The 17,324-nt window shown below is 63.9% G+C and carries 17 protein-coding genes, 1 tRNA gene and 1 pseudogene; 12 read left to right on the forward strand and 7 right to left on the reverse strand.

The features are described 5' to 3' along the window. Window positions 1–8 precede the first annotated feature (8 nt). The gene (locus tag LJ655_RS20525; protein WP_230563054.1) at window positions 9–644 is read left to right on the forward strand and encodes an LON peptidase substrate-binding domain-containing protein; all 636 of its coding nucleotides are present in this window, start codon (window positions 9–11) and stop codon (window positions 642–644) included. A gap of 57 nt (window positions 645–701) precedes the next feature. Here the strand turns inward: LJ655_RS20525 and mutY are convergent, their stop codons facing one another. Together mutY and mutM are read right to left on the reverse strand one after the other, a co-directional pair. Next, a complete protein-coding gene (gene mutY / locus LJ655_RS20530) occupies window positions 702–1,835 on the reverse strand; it encodes an A/G-specific adenine glycosylase (protein ID WP_230563055.1) in 1,134 nt (377 codons plus the stop codon). A 7-nt stretch (window positions 1,836–1,842) separates the two neighbouring features. Continuing rightward, window positions 1,843–2,673, reverse strand: a complete 831-nt coding sequence (gene mutM, locus LJ655_RS20535) for a bifunctional DNA-formamidopyrimidine glycosylase/DNA-(apurinic or apyrimidinic site) lyase (protein WP_230563056.1) — start codon at window positions 2,671–2,673, stop codon at window positions 1,843–1,845. Between the two features lie 87 nt (window positions 2,674–2,760). Here mutM and LJ655_RS20540 point away from each other — a divergent pair, with 87 nt between their 5' ends. The 8 genes from LJ655_RS20540 (at window position 2,761) to hisC (ending at window position 10,024) form a co-directional block, all read left to right on the forward strand. Continuing rightward, window positions 2,761–4,602 (forward strand): tetratricopeptide repeat protein, encoded by a 1,842-nt coding sequence (locus LJ655_RS20540; protein WP_230563057.1) that lies wholly within the window; start codon window positions 2,761–2,763, stop codon window positions 4,600–4,602. Next, the gene (gene lolB / locus LJ655_RS20545) at window positions 4,602–5,234 is read left to right on the forward strand and encodes a lipoprotein insertase outer membrane protein LolB (protein WP_230563147.1); all 633 of its coding nucleotides are present in this window, start codon (window positions 4,602–4,604) and stop codon (window positions 5,232–5,234) included. The genes LJ655_RS20540 and lolB overlap by 1 nt, the downstream gene beginning before the upstream one ends. Before the next feature lie 89 nt (window positions 5,235–5,323). Then, window positions 5,324–6,205, forward strand: a complete 882-nt coding sequence (gene ispE, locus LJ655_RS20550) for a 4-(cytidine 5'-diphospho)-2-C-methyl-D-erythritol kinase (protein WP_230563058.1) — start codon at window positions 5,324–5,326, stop codon at window positions 6,203–6,205. Window positions 6,206–6,257: 52 nt separating this feature from the next. After that, window positions 6,258–6,334, forward strand: a tRNA-Gln gene (locus tag LJ655_RS20555). A 63-nt stretch (window positions 6,335–6,397) separates the two neighbouring features. Beyond that, the gene (locus LJ655_RS20560) at window positions 6,398–7,354 is read left to right on the forward strand and encodes a ribose-phosphate pyrophosphokinase (RefSeq protein WP_230563059.1); all 957 of its coding nucleotides are present in this window, start codon (window positions 6,398–6,400) and stop codon (window positions 7,352–7,354) included. Between the two features lie 163 nt (window positions 7,355–7,517). Beyond that, window positions 7,518–8,138, forward strand: a complete 621-nt coding sequence (locus LJ655_RS20565) for a 50S ribosomal protein L25/general stress protein Ctc (protein ID WP_230563060.1) — start codon at window positions 7,518–7,520, stop codon at window positions 8,136–8,138. 150 nt (window positions 8,139–8,288) lie between these two features. After that, window positions 8,289–8,894 carry an aminoacyl-tRNA hydrolase gene (gene pth, locus LJ655_RS20570; protein WP_230563061.1) on the forward strand — a complete coding sequence of 202 codons (606 nt, stop codon included), beginning with the start codon at window positions 8,289–8,291 and terminating at the stop codon, window positions 8,892–8,894. Window positions 8,895–8,944: 50 nt separating this feature from the next. Next, entirely contained in the window at window positions 8,945–10,024 is a 1,080-nt protein-coding gene (hisC, locus tag LJ655_RS20575; protein WP_230563062.1) for a histidinol-phosphate transaminase, read from the forward strand. Window positions 10,025–10,102: 78 nt separating this feature from the next. Here the strand turns inward: hisC and LJ655_RS20580 are convergent, their stop codons facing one another. The 3 genes from LJ655_RS20580 to rsmD all read right to left on the reverse strand — a co-directional run bounded on the left by LJ655_RS20580 (window position 10,103) and on the right by rsmD (window position 11,863). Next, window positions 10,103–10,360, reverse strand: coding sequence for a YfhL family 4Fe-4S dicluster ferredoxin (locus tag LJ655_RS20580; protein ID WP_230563063.1), 258 nt, complete (start codon window positions 10,358–10,360; stop codon window positions 10,103–10,105). A 269-nt stretch (window positions 10,361–10,629) separates the two neighbouring features. Beyond that, window positions 10,630–11,139, reverse strand: a complete 510-nt coding sequence (gene coaD / locus LJ655_RS20585) for a pantetheine-phosphate adenylyltransferase (RefSeq protein WP_230563064.1) — start codon at window positions 11,137–11,139, stop codon at window positions 10,630–10,632. A 109-nt stretch (window positions 11,140–11,248) separates the two neighbouring features. Next, entirely contained in the window at window positions 11,249–11,863 is a 615-nt protein-coding gene (gene rsmD, locus LJ655_RS20590; protein WP_230563065.1) for a 16S rRNA (guanine(966)-N(2))-methyltransferase RsmD, read from the reverse strand. 251 nt (window positions 11,864–12,114) lie between these two features. Between rsmD and ftsY the strand changes: the two genes are divergently transcribed. After that, the gene (gene ftsY / locus LJ655_RS20595; protein WP_230563066.1) at window positions 12,115–13,251 is read left to right on the forward strand and encodes a signal recognition particle-docking protein FtsY; all 1,137 of its coding nucleotides are present in this window, start codon (window positions 12,115–12,117) and stop codon (window positions 13,249–13,251) included. A gap of 106 nt (window positions 13,252–13,357) precedes the next feature. On the opposite strand, the gene maiA is transcribed toward ftsY, so the two are convergent. After that, entirely contained in the window at window positions 13,358–14,002 is a 645-nt protein-coding gene (gene maiA, locus LJ655_RS20600) for a maleylacetoacetate isomerase (RefSeq protein WP_230563067.1), read from the reverse strand. 34 nt (window positions 14,003–14,036) lie between these two features. Beyond that, on the reverse strand, window positions 14,037–14,735 hold the full coding sequence (locus tag LJ655_RS20605) for a fumarylacetoacetate hydrolase family protein (protein ID WP_230563068.1): 699 nt from the start codon (window positions 14,733–14,735) through the stop codon (window positions 14,037–14,039). A 221-nt stretch (window positions 14,736–14,956) separates the two neighbouring features. Between LJ655_RS20605 and ybiB the strand changes: the two genes are divergently transcribed. Continuing rightward, window positions 14,957–15,928: a DNA-binding protein YbiB gene (gene ybiB / locus LJ655_RS20610; RefSeq protein WP_230563069.1), complete on the forward strand. Its 972-nt coding sequence runs from the start codon at window positions 14,957–14,959 to the stop codon at window positions 15,926–15,928. A 379-nt stretch (window positions 15,929–16,307) separates the two neighbouring features. Then, window positions 16,308–17,288 (forward strand): annotated as a pseudogene (locus tag LJ655_RS20615) (2-isopropylmalate synthase); the annotation flags it as partial. Window positions 17,289–17,324 lie beyond the last annotated feature (36 nt).

A 17,324-nucleotide genomic window follows, 5' to 3' on the forward strand; every position in this document is an offset into this window, starting at 1 on the left:
GTTGCGCCATGTCCTCTACGCCTACCGTGTACGCCGATTTGCCGCTGTTTCCGCTGCACACGGTGCTGTTTCCCGATGGCTTGCTGCCGCTCAAAATCTTCGAAGCACGCTACCTCGACATGGCGCGCGACTGTCTGCGCGAAAAGACGGCGTTCGGCGTGTGCTTGCTGAAAAGCGGCGCTGAAGTCGCGCGGGACGAAGAACCTTCGGTGCCCGAAACGATCGGCTGTCTCGCCGAAATCGAAGAATGCGACGTCGAGGCGTTCGGCATGCTGCTGATCCGCGCGCGCGGCACAAAGCGCTTTCGTCTGCTGTCGCATCGCGTCGAAGCAAGCGGACTGCTGGTCGGGATGGCCGAGCCGCTAGCCGACGACTTGCCGCTCGAAGGCAACGAGCTATTGGCCAAATTCGGCGCGTGCGCGGAAGTGCTGGAGCGGATCATCGCAACGATCCGCGAACGAGCTCCGGACAGCCTGCCGTTCGCGGAGCCATTCCGGCTCGACGACCCTTCCTGGGTATCGAACCGTCTCGCCGAGGTGTTGCCGATTGCGCTGCGCACGCGGCAAAAGCTGATGGAACTGACCGATGCCGGCGCGCGCATCGACGTCGTGCATCACTACATGCAGCAGCATCAGTTGCTGTGAAGTGTTAGTGGCGGCCGCACACAACGCACGTCGCCCACGCAACGCCGCCTGTTCCCGCTAGATCAACGAACCACCCAGGCTGGCGAGCAGCTTGCGCACCGGCGCTGGCACACCGAACGAATCCAGATCACTGAGCGCAACCCACGCGGTGTCCGTATCGTTGAGCGCGGCCAGTGCGCCGACACCGCGATCGAGTTCGGCGAGCCGCGGTTCGATATCCAGCTTGAAATGCGTGAAGACGTGCGAAAACGACGCGAGCGCAGACACATCGCCGTCGCTGCCGAACGCCCGCGCCCGCTCGGCGAGCGAAGCTTCATCGGCGGCTTCGGGCAGACTCCACAGACCGCCCCAGATGCCCGACGGCGGACGCCGCTCGAGCATCACCGCGTTGCCGTCGCGCAGCACCAGCATCCATGTGCGGCGCGTCGGTACTGCTTTCTTCGGCCGCGCGGCCGGCAATTCGCGCTGCCGTCCGGTGACGTTGGCGACGCAGTCGGGCGCGAACGGACAGCGCGCGCAGTCGGGTTTGCCGCGTACGCACAAGGTCGCGCCGAGGTCCATCAAACCCTGCGTGTACGCGCCGACGTCCGCGTTCGGCGCATTCGACGGCAGCAGCGATTCCGCCAGCGTCCACATCGCGTTCTCGACTTTCTTCTCGCCCGGAAAACCCTCGACGCCAAACACGCGCGCAAGCACGCGCTTCACGTTGCCGTCGAGGATCGTCGCGCGCGCGCCGAACGCGAACGACGCGATCGCCGCAGCCGTCGAACGACCAATGCCGGGCAAGTCGGCGAGTTCCTCGACCGACGCCGGAAACGCGCCGCCATGCCGCTCGACCACGACCTGCGCGCAGCGATGCAGATTGCGCGCGCGCGTGTAGTAGCCAAGGCCGGCCCACAGCGCCATCACGTCATCGGACGGCGCAGCGGCGAGCGCGGCGACATGCGGGAAACGCGCGAGAAATTTCGCGTAGTACGGAATCACCGTCGAGACCTGGGTCTGCTGCAGCATGATTTCGGACAGCCAGATGCGATACGGATCGCGCGTGTTTTGCCACGGCAGATCGTGGCGGCCATGCCGGCGTTGCCACGCGATCAGGCGCGCGGAAAAATCGGGCATAGGAGGAAATGCGGGTGTAGCGTCGGACGCGCCGGAGCGCGCTTTGGTCGTTGGAGTCAGGCGGGAAGGCATCGGGAATCTAGCGCTGGCAGGTAGGACAGTAGTACGTGGAGCGCTGTCCCTGCACGATCTGTTTGATTGGGGTTCCACACACGCGGCATGGCAGGCCCGCGCGATCATAGACGAAGTAGTCGAGCTGGAAATAGCCGCTTTCGCCATCGCTGCCGACGAAATCGCGCAACGTGCTGCCGCCCTTGTCGATCGCGGCGGCGAGCGTGACGCGCACGGCATCGGCCAGCAGTTCGTAACGCACGAGCGATACGCGGCCCGCCGCGGTGGTCGGCCGAATGCCCGCGCGAAAAAGACTCTCCGACGCGTAAATGTTGCCCACGCCGACGACAATCTCCCCCGCCAGCAGCGCCTGCTTCACCGACACCTTGCGCCCGCGCGTCAACCGATACAGCAGCGCGCCGGAAAACGCCGGCGAGAAAGGCTCGGCGCCAAGGCTCGCGAGCAGCGGATGTTCGAGAATGTCGCCTGCTTCTCGCGGATGCCACAGCACGGCGCCAAACCGACGCGGATCGCGATAGCGCAGGATGAAGTCGTCGAAGATCCAGTCGACGTGATCGTGCTTCGCCGCGGCCGGCGGATGCGGCACATGACGCAGCACGCGCAACGTGCCCGTCATGCCGAGGTGCACGATGAGCCATCCCGCGTCGATTTCGAACAGCAGGTACTTGCCGCGCCGCTCGACCTTGCGGACCACATGCCCGCGCAAGGTTTTCGCGAGGTCGGCCGGAATCGGCCAGCGCAGCGCGGCCGTCCGCACGTCGACGCGCTCAACTCTTCGCCCGGACACATACGGTTCGATCCCTCGTCGGGTAACCTCGACTTCTGGCAACTCTGGCATGTCTGATTGGTCTGCTGCTTGCGTGGGTGGTTGTGCGCGTATTGTAGCGAGCGCGTTACAATCGACCGAAACATTGAACGGATTTCCATGAACGTGTCCTTCGTGAAGCTGCATTCAAAGCGCCGCGCGCGCGTGTCCAACGTGCCGCTCGCCGTATCCGCGCGCCGGATGCTCGGCGCGGCCGCGCTCGCCTTGTGGGCGCTAGCCGCCGTGCCCGCGCATGCGCAGGACCCGTCACCGGATTCCGACGACACGTCGGTCACGATGCCGGACTCGCTGGGCCCCTCGACGCCGGAAGAAGAAAAGTCGCTGCCCGACGTGCCGCTGTCGAGCCAGATCGTCTTCCAGGTGCTGGCCGCCGAAATTGCGCTGCAACGCGACCAGCCGGCGCCCGCCTACCAGACCTATCTCGCGCTCGCACGCGATACCCACGACCCGCGTATGGCGCAGCGCGCCACTGAAATCGCGCTGGCCGCGCAGAGTCCGTCGGACGCACTGGCCGCCGCGCAGCTGTGGCAACAGTACGCGCCCAGCTCCGAGCGCGCCGCGCAGCTCGACGCGTCGCTGCTCGTGCTGTCGGGCAAGCCCGACGATGCGTCACCGATCCTGTCGCAAGAACTCGCGAAAGTACCTGACGAGAATCGCGGTAGCGCGGTTCTCGCACTGCAATTGCTGCTGTCGCACGGCCCGAACCGCGTCGGCGGCCTGCATGTGTTGCAGGACCTGCTGAAGAACGATATGAACCGGCCGGAAGCGCAACTTGCAATCGCGCGCCAGCAGCTGCTGGCCGACGACGCGCCGGGTGCGCGCAAGTCGCTCGAACAGGCGCTGACGATCAAGCCCGACTATCTGCCGGCCGCGCTGATGCTGTCGCAGATGGGTCCGGAAGAGCGCAAGGAAGGCATCGCGTCGCTTGAAAAGTACGTGCAGCAGAATCCGAAATCGCACGACGCGCGGCTCGCGCTTGCGCAGATGTATCTCGCGAGCGACCGTCTCGACGACGCGCAGAAGCAGTTCGAGATCATGCGCAAGGCCAACTCCAACGACCTGACGCCGCTGATGGCCCTCGCGCTGATCAAGATCCAGCAGAAGAATCTCGCCGAAGCGCAGACGTATCTGACGCAGTACGCGCAGCAGGCCGAGAAGACACCGGGCGCCGACGCGGGCCAGGCCTACATCTATCTCGCGCAGCTGGCGCTCGAACAGAAGAATGAAGCGGCCGCGAACGACTGGCTGAACAAGATTTCGCCGGCGAGCCAGCAATACATGGCCGCGCAGATCACGCGCGCGCAACTGCTCGCCAAACAGGGCAAGACCGACGAGGCGCGCCAGTTGTTGGCCAATCTGCAGACCTCTGATCCGCGCGACGTGGCCCTGATCGCGCGCACCGACGCGGCGATCCTGTTCGACGCGAAACGCTATTCAGAGGCCGAAGAGCGCCTGCAGCAAGCCACGGCGAACTTCCCCGACGACCCCGACCTCACGTACGACTATGCGATGGCCGCCGAAAAAACCGGCCATTACGACATCATGGAAGCGCAGTTGCGCAAGCTGATCCAGACGCAACCGGACAACCCGCAGGCGTATAACGCGCTCGGCTATTCGCTGGCCGATCGCAACCAACGCCTGACCGAGGCGGATAAGCTGGTCGAGAAGGCATCGTCGCTTGCACCGAACGATGCGTTCATCATGGATAGCGTGGGGTGGGTCAAATACCGGATGGGCGACACGGCCGATGCGATCAAGCTGTTGCGCAAGGCGTACAGCCTCCAGCCGAACGCCGAAATCGGCGCGCACCTCGGCGAGGTGTTGTGGAAGGCCGGCGAGCAGGAACAGGCGCGCGCAGCATTCCGCGAAGCGCGCAAGCTCGAACCCGACAACGAGACTCTCGTCAAAACGTTGCAACGTCTTCAGGTAAACGATCTTTGATACGTCTTTCCCGTTTGATTACTTGTTCCAAAGCGCCGCGCGGCCTGGCGATCGGCTTTGCAGCGGCAGCGTTTGTCGTGCTGGCGGGCTGTGCGTCGGTGAAACCTCGGGGGCCGTCCACGTCGAACGCCGCGACTGAAGTCACCGCTCAGACGAGCCGCTCGTATCAGGGCCGCTTCGCGGTCCAGTACAACGACCAGAACGGCCAGCAGCGCAATGCTTACGGCAATTTCTCGTGGCAGGAAACGGGCGAGACCGTCACGCTGCAATTGCGCAATCCGCTCGGCCAGACGCTGGCCATCGTGACCTCTTCGCCGGCTTCGGCCACGCTCGAGTTACCGAACCGCCCGCCGCTGACCGCGGATAATGTGTCTACGCTAATGCAGAACGCACTCGGCTTCGCGCTGCCGGTCGAAGGGCTGCGCTACTGGCTGCAGCCTTCGCCGGCGCCGACGTCACGCGCGGAAACTGAGAATGATCCCGAGCAACCGTCGCGCCTGAAGCAGATCACCCAGGACGGCTGGACGATCGACTATCTCGCGTACGCCGATGCGCCCGCCAGCGGCGTGAAGCGCCTCAACCTGAGTCGAGCGGAGCCGCCGCTCGACATCAAGCTCGTGCTGGATCAGTGAGTCGTCCTTGCCGGGGCTTTCGCCCCGGCGTCCGCTCACGTAACCTCGCTAGCCGTTTTGCGCCAGTGTGGCGCATGTAGCCTTCACTCATGATCGAAACAACCGATTCTCTGCGCGACTGCCTCGCGCCAGCGAAACTCAATCTCTTCCTGCACATCACCGGCCGCAGGCCGGATGGCTATCACACGCTGCAAACGGTCTTCCAGTTGCTCGACTGGGGCGACACGCTGCACTTCACGCGACGCGACGACGGTCTTATCACGCGGCGCACCGAAATCACTGGCGTGCCGCCCGAGCACGATCTGACGGTGCGTGCTGCGACGCTGCTGAAGACACATACTGGCAGCCGCGAAGGCGTGGATATCGAGATCGACAAGCGTCTGCCAATGGGCGCGGGACTCGGTGGCGGCAGCTCCGACGCGGCGACAACGCTGCTCGCGCTCAATCGCCTGTGGAAGCTCGATCTGCCGCGTCAGGAGTTGCAGGATCTTGCGCTGAAGCTCGGCGCCGATGTGCCTTTCTTTGTATTTGGAAAAAATGCGTTCGCGGAGGGTGTTGGAGAATCGTTAGACGTTGTACAATTGCCGCCGCGTTACTTCCTGGTAGTGACGCCGAGGGTGCAGGTTCCGACTGCAGCGATTTTTTCCGAAAAAACGTTGACAAGAGATACAAAGCCCCTCATAATTACGGACTTTCCTGCAGAACACAGCTGCAACACTGAATGGCCAGAAAGCTTCGGCCGGAATGACATGCAGCAGGTTGTCGTGGGAAAGTACGCGGAAGTAGCGCAAGTGTTGCGGTGGTTTGAAAACATCGCGCCAGCGCGGATGTCCGGATCGGGTGCCAGTGTTTTTGTGGCGTTCCACAGTAAAGCCGAAGCAGAAGCGGTTCAAGCCCAGCTGCCAGGTGAATGGAACAGCGCAGTAGCAGCGGGCCTGGATCAGCATCCACTCTTTGCTTTCGCGTCATAAGTTTTGCATCGTCGAACGAAACTCCACGTTCGGCGGGGCTCAAAGTTAGTGTAGGGGAGTCGCCAAGCTGGTTAAGGCACCGGATTTTGATTCCGGCATGCAAAGGTTCGAATCCTTTCTCCCCTGCCAAAAATTCTCGTAGTTCGCTGTAGTTCACATTTCTCTCCCGCCCCAGCCTGAAGTAGGTGCACGATGAGCAGCCATGACGGCCTGATGGTTTTTACTGGCAACGCGAATCCCGCGCTGGCACAGGAAGTCGTCAAAACCCTCGGTATTCCCCTCGGCAAAGCAATGGTTAGCCGTTTCTCGGACGGTGAAATCCAGGTCGAGATTCAGGAAAACGTGCGCGGCAAGGATGTCTTCGTCCTGCAATCCACGTGTGCACCGACCAACGACAATCTGATGGAATTGATGATCATGGTCGATGCGCTCAAGCGCGCATCCGCAGGCCGGATCACCGCAGCCATCCCCTACTTCGGTTATGCCCGTCAGGATCGTCGACCGCGTTCCGCACGCGTCGCCATCTCGGCGAAGGTCGTGGCGAACATGCTGGAAATCGCGGGCGTCGAGCGGATCATCACGATGGATCTGCACGCCGACCAGATTCAGGGCTTCTTCGACATCCCGGTCGACAACATCTACGCAACACCCGTACTGCTCGGCGATCTTCGCAAGCAGAACTACGACAACCTGATGGTTGTTTCGCCGGACGTCGGCGGCGTGGTGCGCGCCCGCGCATTGGCGAAGCAACTCAATTGCGACCTCGCGATCATCGACAAACGTCGCCCGAAGGCAAACGTCGCGGAAGTGATGAACATCATCGGTGAAGTCGAAGGCCGCACTTGCGTGATCATGGACGACATGGTCGACACCGCAGGCACGCTGTGCAAGGCCGCGCAGGTTCTGAAGGAACGTGGCGCAAAGCAGGTGTTCGCGTACGCTACTCACCCGGTTCTGTCGGGCGGCGCGGGCGAGCGCATCGCCGCTTCCGCGCTCGACGAACTCGTGGTCACGGACACGATCCCGCTGGGAGAGGAAGCCCGCTCGTGCGCGAAGATCCGCTCGCTGACGAGCGCCGGCCTGCTTGCCGAAACGTTCTCGCGGATTCGTCGCGGCGACTCGGTGATGTCGCTGTTCGCTGAAAGTTAAGCATTTGCGGAAGCGCCGCGTGCCGCTCGATGCGACACGCGGCGTTTTTGCACAATCGGCATGAGCGGACGAAGGCTCATGCCGCGATCCCGGGCCTCAGCCATTATGGCTTCGAGGCCCTGTTTTTACTGCCTGGTCGCGGGCAGTGCATTGGAGATTCAAAATGAAAGTAGTCGCTTTCGAGCGTTCCCAGCAAGGTACGGGTGCGAGCCGCCGCCTGCGTAACTCGGGCAAGACGCCGGGTATCGTTTATGGCGCTGGTGCTGACACGCAACTGATCGAACTCGATCACAACGCCCTGTGGCACGCGCTTAAGAAAGAAGTTTTCCACTCGTCGATCCTCGATCTGGAAGTGGCAGGCAAGTCGCAACAAGTTCTGCTGCGCGACGTGCAATACCATCCGTTCCGTCAGCTCGTGCTGCACGTTGACTTCCAGCGCGTCGATGCATCGAAGAAGCTGCACACCAAGGTGCCGCTGCACTTCATGAACCAGGAAACCAACCCGGCAGTGAAACTGTCGAGCGCGGTGATCTCGCACATCCTCAACGAAATCGAAATCGAGTGCCTGCCGTCGGCACTGCCGGAGTTCATCGAAGTCGACCTCGCGAAGATCGAAGCAGGTCAGTCGGTTCACGCGAAGGACATCCCGCTGCCGGCAGGTGTCGCGCTCGTCGCTCACGTCGACGCGGAGAACCCGGTGGTCGCCGCTGCCACGATCCCGGCTGGCGCAATCGCTGAAGACGCTGCTGCTGCCGCTGAAGGCGGCGAAACGCCGGCTGCGTAAGAGCCTTCCGGTTCGAAGCAAGCAATCCTCTCGATCCGTTTCCGATGAAACGGTCGATGTGACCCGCCGAGGTTCGCCCTGGCGGGTTTTTTTTCGGCCTTTATTAGTCCGGCTACGTTTCACCTCCGGACCTGATGGACTCACGCAATCATGATCAAGCTGATCGTCGGGCTCGGCAATCCGGGCGCCGAATACACCGCGACGCGTCACAACGCCGGCTTCTGGCTGGTCGATCAACTCGCACGCGAGGCAGGCACGACGCTGCGCGACGAGCGGCGCTTCCACGGCTTTTACGGGAAGGCGCGGTTGCATGGCGAGGAGGTGCATCTGCTCGAGCCGCAGACCTATATGAACCGCTCGGGCCAATCGGTCGTCGCGCTCGCGCAGTTCTTCAAGGTTCTGCCCGACGAAATCCTCGTTGCGCACGACGAGCTCGACATGCCGCCCGGCAGCGTCAAGCTGAAGCTCGGCGGCGGCAGCGGCGGGCATAATGGACTGAAAGACATCAGCGCGCATCTGTCGTCACAGCAATACTGGCGGCTGCGCATCGGCATCGGCCATCCGCGCGATCTGATTCCCGAAAGCGTGCGCGCCGGCGCGAAACCCGACGTCGCGAACTATGTGCTGAAGCCGCCCCGGCGCGAAGAGCAGGAGGTCATCGACGCGTCGATCGAGCGTGCGCTCGCGGTGATGCCGCAGGTCATCAAGGGCGAACTCGAGCGCGCGATGATGCAGCTGCATCGCAACAACAGTTGACGCGCGCCACATCTATCGACACCTGCAACCGACCCCGCGAGGAGAATCGCTTGAGCCGCTATTGGAGCGACATCGTTCACCGTCTGACGCCGTACGTGCCGGGCGAGCAGCCTGCGCTCGCGCATCCGGTAAAGCTGAACACCAACGAGAATCCGTATCCGCCGTCGCCGCGCGTGCTCGACGCGATTCGCCGCGAGCTCGGCGACACGGCCGACGCGCTGCGCCGCTATCCGGATCCGAGCGCGCGCAAACTACGCGAAACGGTCGCCGCGTATCACGGCATCCGCGCCGAACAGGTATTCGCAGGCAATGGGTCGGACGAAGTGCTCGCGCTTACGTTCCAGGCTTTGCTCAAGCACGACAAGCCGCTGCTGTTCCCCGACATCACATACAGCTTCTATCCGACCTACGCGAAGTTGTTCGAGGTCGACTACCGGACCATTCCGCTCGACGACAGCTACGCGATCAACGTCGACGACTACGCGGTGCCCAATGGCGGCATCCTGTTTCCGAATCCGAACGCGCCGACCGGCCGGCCGCTGCCGCTCGCGGAGATCGAACGCCTCGTCGCGAGCCATGCCGATTCGGTCGTGGTGATCGACGAAGCCTATGTCGACTTCGGCGCCGAGTCGGCGATCGCGCTGATCGGCCGCTATTCGAATCTGCTCGTCGTGCAGACCGTGTCGAAGTCCCGCTCACTCGCCGGCATGCGCGTCGGGTTTGCGTTTGGCCATACCGCTCTTATCGATGCGCTCAATCGCGTAAAGGACAGCTTCAATTCCTACCCGCTCGACCGCCTGGCGCAAGCCGCGGCCACCGCTGCCTATGAAGACGACGCGTGGTTTCGCGCATGCTGCGCGAAGGTGATCGCGAGCCGCGAACGGCTGGCGGCGGAATTGACCGCGCTCGGCTTCAAGGTGATACCGTCGGCCGCGAATCTGCTGTTCGCGCGACATGAAGGGTACGACGCGGCGACACTCGCATTGCGGCTGCGGGAGAAGGAAATTTTCGTGCGTCATTTCAACGCACCGCGAATTGACCAACATTTGCGGATCTCAGTCGGTACCGACGCCGAATGCGACATCCTGCTCGACGCGCTGCGCGACATTTTCAGCGCTTACGCCGGATAACAGAGACGCCGCCGCAAGAAAAAACGGCGAAGGCCCACAAGCCTTCGCCGTTTCCTTTTACGCGCCACCCCGCAAACTTCAGGCGCCCTTGGCGGCCTGCAACGCGTGATATTTCGCCATCAATCCTTCGGGTGTTTCCAGGTGGTTCGGGTCACGCGGGATGCACTCCACCGGACAAACCTGAACGCACTGCGGCTCGTCGAAATGACCGACGCACTCAGTGCACTTCTTCGGGTCGATCACATAGATTTCCGGGCCCATCGAAATCGCGTCGTTCGGGCACTCGGGCTCGCAGACGTCGCAATTGATGCACTCGTCGGTAATCATCAGGGCCATGCTTTCACCAACTTCCCGTTTAAAAACAATACATTATAAACCTTCCGTCTGCGGCGCGGCCATGCAGAATTCCCCGCGGCGTGCCGCGCAATGTCGCCGCTTCGCGAGTTGCCGGCGACGGAATCGTTGGATTTCTCGGGCACCGGCACGTTACTTAGAACAACCAACCGATGTGCTCCTTACGAGTCGCCGAGGCCATGCTGTTCCGGGCTTATGCCGGTCGCTGCCGGTCCCGATCCGTCGAAACCGGCCGTTCGGGCGGCTGAGGCTTATGTCGCCTGCGCGCCGTTTTGCGGATCCAGCAAGGCGACTTTTTCCTTCAGCCATTTTTCGACTGACGGGAACACGAACTTGCTGACGTCGCCGCCCAATTGCGCGATTTCGCGCACGATCGTGCCTGAAATGAACTGGTACTGGTCGGACGGCGTCATGAACATCGTCTCGACGTCGGGCAGCAGATAACGGTTCATACCCGCCATCTGGAACTCGTATTCGAAGTCCGACACCGCGCGCAGCCCTCTGACAATGACCCTCGCGTTGTTGCTCCGCACGAAGTCCTTGAGCAGCCCCTTGAAGCTCATCACCTGGACGTTCGGGTAGTGGCCGAGCACCTCATGCGCAATGGCGAGGCGCTCCTGGAGCGTAAAGAACGGCTTTTTGGCACGGCTGTCGGCGACCCCCACGACCAGCGTGTCGAAAATGCTCGACGCGCGCCGAACGAGGTCTTCGTGACCGCGCGTCAGCGGGTCGAACGTGCCCGGGTACACGGCGACTACCATGAGACTTCTCCTCTTTTCAGACAAAAGGGCACGTCAAAGCGTCCACGCGACGCGTTTGGCACCGGCCGCGCGGGACGATAAACCGCCCGCCCCTTTTTGGGAACGCGCATTATTCCTTATTTTCGCGCTGCAGCAAATGAAAGTGGACAGCGCCCGCCTTGCCCTGCCGTATGACCTCCCAGCCCGCCAGCGGGTCGCGAGCGGCCGGTTCGAGCGCTTCACCGGCTTCTACATAAAGATAGCCGTCGGCGCGCAAGAGCGGCACGGCCACCGCGAGCGCCTTGCCGAGCAGGTCGGCATCGAACGGCGGATCGAGGAATACGACGTCGAACGAGCCCGGCGCGAGACTCGCCGCCAGTCGCAGACCGTCCGCCTCGGCGATTTCGATCATGCGCGCATCCAGCCGCTGCTGAATGGCCCGCAACTGGCCAGCGGCGCGCGCATTGCGCTCCACCATCAGCACGCGAGCCGCGCCGCGCGACGCGGCCTCGAAACCGAGGGCTCCGCTGCCGGCGAACAGGTCGAGGCAGTGCTGGCCATCCAGACGCTGGCCGAGCCAGTTGAACAGCGTTTCGCGGACGCGATCGGGCGTCGGGCGCAAGCCGTCCAGATCGAGCACAGGCAACGGCGTGCGTTTCCAGTCGCCGCCGATGATGCGAATGGCATGCGGCTTGCCGCTTTTGGACGAAGCGCCGGTGGCGCGTGAAGGTGCTAAACGAGGCATGCGGTATCGTGCGGTGTCAGCTAGGTGATGAACACGCCCGCGGCGTTGGTGCGCGCGGGCCGGAGCGCCCACGTTACCACAGGGGCGACGCGCGTCCAGTCCGGCCGGGTGGCCGATACGACGCGCCCGGGTACGCCTGATAAAATGTGCGGCTGCCAGCGCCCCCGCGTTTTCGCATGCCGGCGCTGCCCTCCGCTTCGCCGGTCCCATACCGGCTGCGCGCATCGGCGCGCTCTCCAATACGCCAGATCATGTTCAGCTTTTTCAAACGATTCAAGGGTTCGAAAGAGTCCGATTCCGCCGCAGATGAGTCGCTTGCCGCGCAAGACGCTGCGGCGCCTGAGGCCGCGCCTGTCCCGTCTGCCGAGGCCGCCGTTCCGCCTGCGACCTCGACCATCATCGAACCGCAGCAGCCCGAGCCCGCGCCGCAAGACGCCGCGCTCGACACCATCGAAATCGTCCCACCGCCCGTACAGGACGCCGGTGCTAAGCGCACGTGGCTGACGCGCCTGAAGAGCGGCCTGTCGAAAACCAGCTCGAGCCTGACAGGCATTTTCGTCGGCACGAAGATCGACGAGGAGCTGTACGAGGAACTCGAAACCGCGCTGCTGATGTCCGATGCCGGCGTCGAGGCGACCGAATTCCTGCTCGAATCGCTGCGTGAGAAGGTGCGCAGCGAGCGGCTGACGGACCCGCAACAGGTCAAGACCGCGCTGCGCACGCTGCTCGTCGAGCTGCTCAAGCCGCTCGAAAAATCGCTGATGCTCGGTCGTGCGCAACCGCTCGTGATGATGATCGCCGGCGTCAATGGCGCGGGCAAAACCACCAGCATCGGCAAGCTCGCGAAGCATCTGCAAAGCTTCGACCAGTCGGTGCTGCTCGCCGCCGGTGATACGTTCCGCGCCGCCGCACGCGAGCAGCTCGCCGTGTGGGGCCAGCGCAACAATGTGACCGTGGTCGCGCAGGAGAGCGGCGATCCGGCCGCGGTGATCTTCGACGCGGTCGGCGCCGCGCGGGCGCGGAAAATCGACGTGATGATGGCCGACACGGCCGGCCGTCTGCCCACGCAGTTGCATCTAATGGAAGAGCTGCGCAAAGTGAAGCGCGTGATCGGCAAAGCGCAGGACGGCGCACCGCACGAAGTGCTGCTCGTGATCGACGCGAACACCGGCCAGAACGCGCTCACCCAGGTCAAGGCGTTCGACGACGCGCTCGGCCTCACCGGCCTGATCGTCACCAAGCTCGACGGCACAGCGAAGGGCGGCATTCTCGCGGCGATCGCGCGGCAACGGCCGATTCCGGTGTATTTCATCGGCGTCGGCGAAAAGGTCGAGGATCTGCAGCCGTTCAGCGCCGAGGAATTTTCGGACGCGCTGTTGGGCGGCTGATCGCGCGATTGCCGCAGCGCTCGCGGCGAACATATCGAAAAGGGCACTCCGCGCAGTGCCCTTTTTTCGTTTCAAGCCGCAGTCAACGTGTCACGCCATCACGCGCTCACTCCGTATCCGGCTGCACGCCCGGCGCCGCGCGCGCGAACGCGTCGAGTTGCGTCGCGTGATCGTAGATGCGCTGGATCGTCGGAAACTTTGCCGTGTCGACCTTGAAGCGCTGGGCGTTGAACACCTGCGGGATCAGGCACGCGTCCGCGAGTGTCGGCGTGTCGCCGAAACACAGCTTGCCGGTGTGCGCGTCGGCCTTGAGGCGCGTCTCCAGCGTCGCGAAGCCGGCGTCGATCCAATGCCGGTACCAGGCGTCCTTCGCGTCGTCATCGACGCACAGCGTGTGCTTCAGATACCGCAGCACGCGCAGATTGTTCAGCGGATGAATCTCGCAGGCGACCTGCAACGCCACCGAGCGCACATACGCGCGATCGAGCGGCGCCTTCGGCAGCAGTGGCGGCTCGGGATGCGTCTCCTCCAAATACTCGATGATCGCAAGCGACTGCGGCAGCACGTGACTGCCGTCGACGAGCGTCGGCACGATGCCGTCCGCGTTGATCTTGCGATACTCGGGCTTGAGCTGCTCACCACCATCGCGCACGAGGTGCACGGGCATGTAATCGTACGGGAGGTTCTTCACGTTCAGCGCGATGCGCACGCGATACGACGCCGAGCTACGGAAATAGCTGTAGAGCTTCATGTTGTCTTCCTCCTCCACCTGCCCGCAAGCCGTCTCAGCCGACGCGCACACTGAACTCGCCGAGCCCATCCACGCCGCCCGTCATCAGGTCGCCCGGCACGACCGCGCCAACGCCTTCCGGCGTGCCGGTGAAAATCAGGTCGCCGGGCCGCAGTTCGAACAGCGTCGACAGATACGCGACCGTCTCCGCCACCGACCAGATCAGTTGCGACACATCCGCGCGCTGCTTCTCCTCGCCGTTGACCGACAGCCAGATCGCGCCCTTGCCGATGTGACCAACCGTGGCGGCCGGATGGATCGGCCCGAGCGGTGCGGAGTGATCGAAGCCCTTGCCGGTATCCCACGGACGTCCCATCTTTTTCGCTTCACCCTGCAGGTCGCGGCGCGTCATGTCAAGACCGAGCGCGTAGCCGTAGACGTGGTCGAGCGCGCTGTCGACGGAGATGTCCTTGCCGCCCTTGCCGATCGCCGCGACCATTTCCATTTCGAAATGGACGTTCTTCGTCTGCGACGGATACGGGAATTCGCCTGTGGTGCCCGGCGCGACGTAGACGACCGCATCGGCCGGTTTCGTGAAGAAGAACGGCGGTTCGCGGTCCGGGTCGTGGCCCATTTCGCGCGCGTGCGCCTCGTAGTTGCGCCCCACGCAGTAGATACGCCGCACCGCGAACTGCTCGCTCGACCCGACGACCGGCACCGCGACCTGTGGTGCGGGCGCAAATACGTAACTCATCCTGTTCTCCGTTTTCCGATGGGCGCCGCCGAGGCGGCGAGAAAAGGTCGAGTGTAACGCGCGGCACGGCGCGGGAGCGCGCCAGGCGGGCCCTCTCGCGTCACTGCGTGCCCGCTGCGATCCGTTCGCGCGCTCCCGATAGATGCGATACTCCACCGAATAGCTCCCCGAATGCCGTCGCGAGCCGCCCAGCGCGGCACGCCACCCGCCCCTTGCGCCTGATGACCGACTCCACCGATACCCTTTCCCCCTTCCCTTGCGCCCGATTCATCAAGGAAATCGGCCGCGGCCCGAACGGCGCCCGCGCGCTGACGGCTGCCGATACCCGCGCGCTCTACACCGCAATGCTCGACGGCCGCGTCGACGATCTCGAGCTCGGCGCGGTGCTGCTCGCGTATCGCGTGAAAGGCGAGACCGCCGACGAGCTCGCCGCGATGCTGGCCGCCGCGCATACGTCGTTCGAGCCGGTCCGGCTGCCGCACGGGGCGTTTCGGCCGGTGTCGATTCCGTCGTACAACGGCGCGCGCAAGCAGCCGAACCTCGTGCCGCTGCTCGCGCTGCTGCTCGCCCGCGAAGGCGTGCCGGTGCTCGTGCACGGCGTCACCGAGGATCCGGGTCGCGTGACGAGCGCGGAAATCTTCACGCATCTGCGCATCGCCCATGCGCAGTCGCACGCGGAGATCGAAGCCGGACTCGCCGAGCGCCGCGTCGCGTTCGCATCGATCGACGTGCTCGCGCCCAAGCTCGCGCGCCTGCTTGCGCTGCGCCGGCGCATGGGCGTGCGCAATTCGACGCACACACTGGTGAAGCTGCTGCAGCCATTCGCGCCCGCGGGACTGCGTCTCGTGAACTACACGCATCCGCCGTATCGCGACAGTCTCACGCAGTTGTTCATCACGCACCCCGATGCGGCCACGGGCGGTGCGCTGCTCGCGCGCGGCACCGAAGGCGAGGCGGTCGCCGATACGCGCCGCCAGGTCCAGGTCGACTGGCTGCACGACGGCATCTGCGAGACGCGGCTGCCGCACGAACGCTCGTCGCCCGATGGGCCGGAAGTCGAATTGCCCGAGGCGCGCGACGCGGCGACCACGGCCGTCTGGATCGACGCCGTACTGCGCGGCGAAGCCCCGGTGCCTGGCGCGATCGAGCGGCAGGTCGAGCTGATCGTCGATATCGCGAAGACGGCGGCCTGACAGCCGCGGGTTGACAGACCCGGGCATACCGTCATAAATTTCGCGCCATGCGTTTCCTTCCGAACACCCTCCGAATTATTTCCGGCCGCCTAGCGCGGCCCCTATCGCTACGCCTGGCGTAAGTCACGCGTAGCGCCGCGCAGTGGCAGCTTCGGTTGCCGTAGGCGGTCCTCCCCGTAGTTCCCGCAGTTTCGTTTCACCCCTGTCGTAGTTCTCCACAACCAGTCGTCGTTTCCATTCGTCCGCGTACAGCGCGAACGAAGCGAGAGGATCAACTGCACGTTGCATGAGCAGTGTCCGCAACATGCAGGCGTGGCAGTCGGCCAACCGCTCGACGCCCCCTCCTCCGCCGGCGACGCCACGAATGAGGCATCTCACCATGTTGCGCAATCCCGCTGAAAAGTACCGGCCCTTTCCCGCCGTGCGGCTGACCGGCCGCAAATGGCCGGGTCGCACGATCGACGCCGCCCCCGTCTGGATGAGCACCGACCTGCGCGACGGCAACCAGGCGCTGATCGAACCGATGAACCCCGCGCAGAAGCTCGAGTACTTCGAGATGCTGGTCGCGATCGGCTTCAAGGAAATCGAAGTCGGCTTTCCCTCGGCGTCGCAGACGGATTTCGATTTCGTGCGCAAGCTGATCGTCGAGCGGCGCATTCCCGACGACGTCACGCTCGAAGTCTTCGTTCCGTCGCGCGCGGAGCTGATCGCACGCACGTTCGATGCGCTCGAAGGCGCGCCGCGCGCGATCGTGCACCTGTACAACGCGCTCTGCCCGTCGTTCCGGCACCTCGTGTTCAATCAGTCGAAGGACGAGACCAAGGCGCTCGCGGTCGAAGGCACGCGCCTGATCAAGGCGCACGCGCAGGCGCGCCCGGCCACGCGCTGGACCTTCCAGTACTCGCCCGAGACCTTCAACATGACCGAGCTGCCGTTCGCGCGCGAGGTGTGCGACGCCGTCGCGCAGACGTGGCGGCCGACGCGCGAGCACAAGATGATCGTCAACCTGCCGGCGAGCGTCGAAGCGGCCACGCCGAACGTGTTCGCCGACCAGATCGAATGGATGCACCGCAACCTCGGCTATCGCGACAGCATCGTGCTGTCGGTGCATCCTCACAACGATCGGGGCACTGCGGTCGCCGCGGCGGAACTCGCACTGCTCGCGGGCGCGGATCGCATCGAGGGCTGCCTGTTCGGCAACGGCGAGCGCACCGGCAACGTCGATCTCGTCACGCTCGCGATGAATCTCGACGCGATGGGCATCGCCAGCGGTCTGGACTTTTCTGATCTCGCAACGATCAAGCGCGTGGCCGAGCGTTGCACACGGATTCCGGTGTCGGTGCGGCATCCGTATGGGGGACGTGTAGCGATGCATGGCGCACGCGAAGCTCGCAAC

The organism is Paraburkholderia translucens (assembly GCF_020881035.1).
Taxonomy (GTDB): domain Bacteria; phylum Pseudomonadota; class Gammaproteobacteria; order Burkholderiales; family Burkholderiaceae; genus Paraburkholderia; species Paraburkholderia translucens.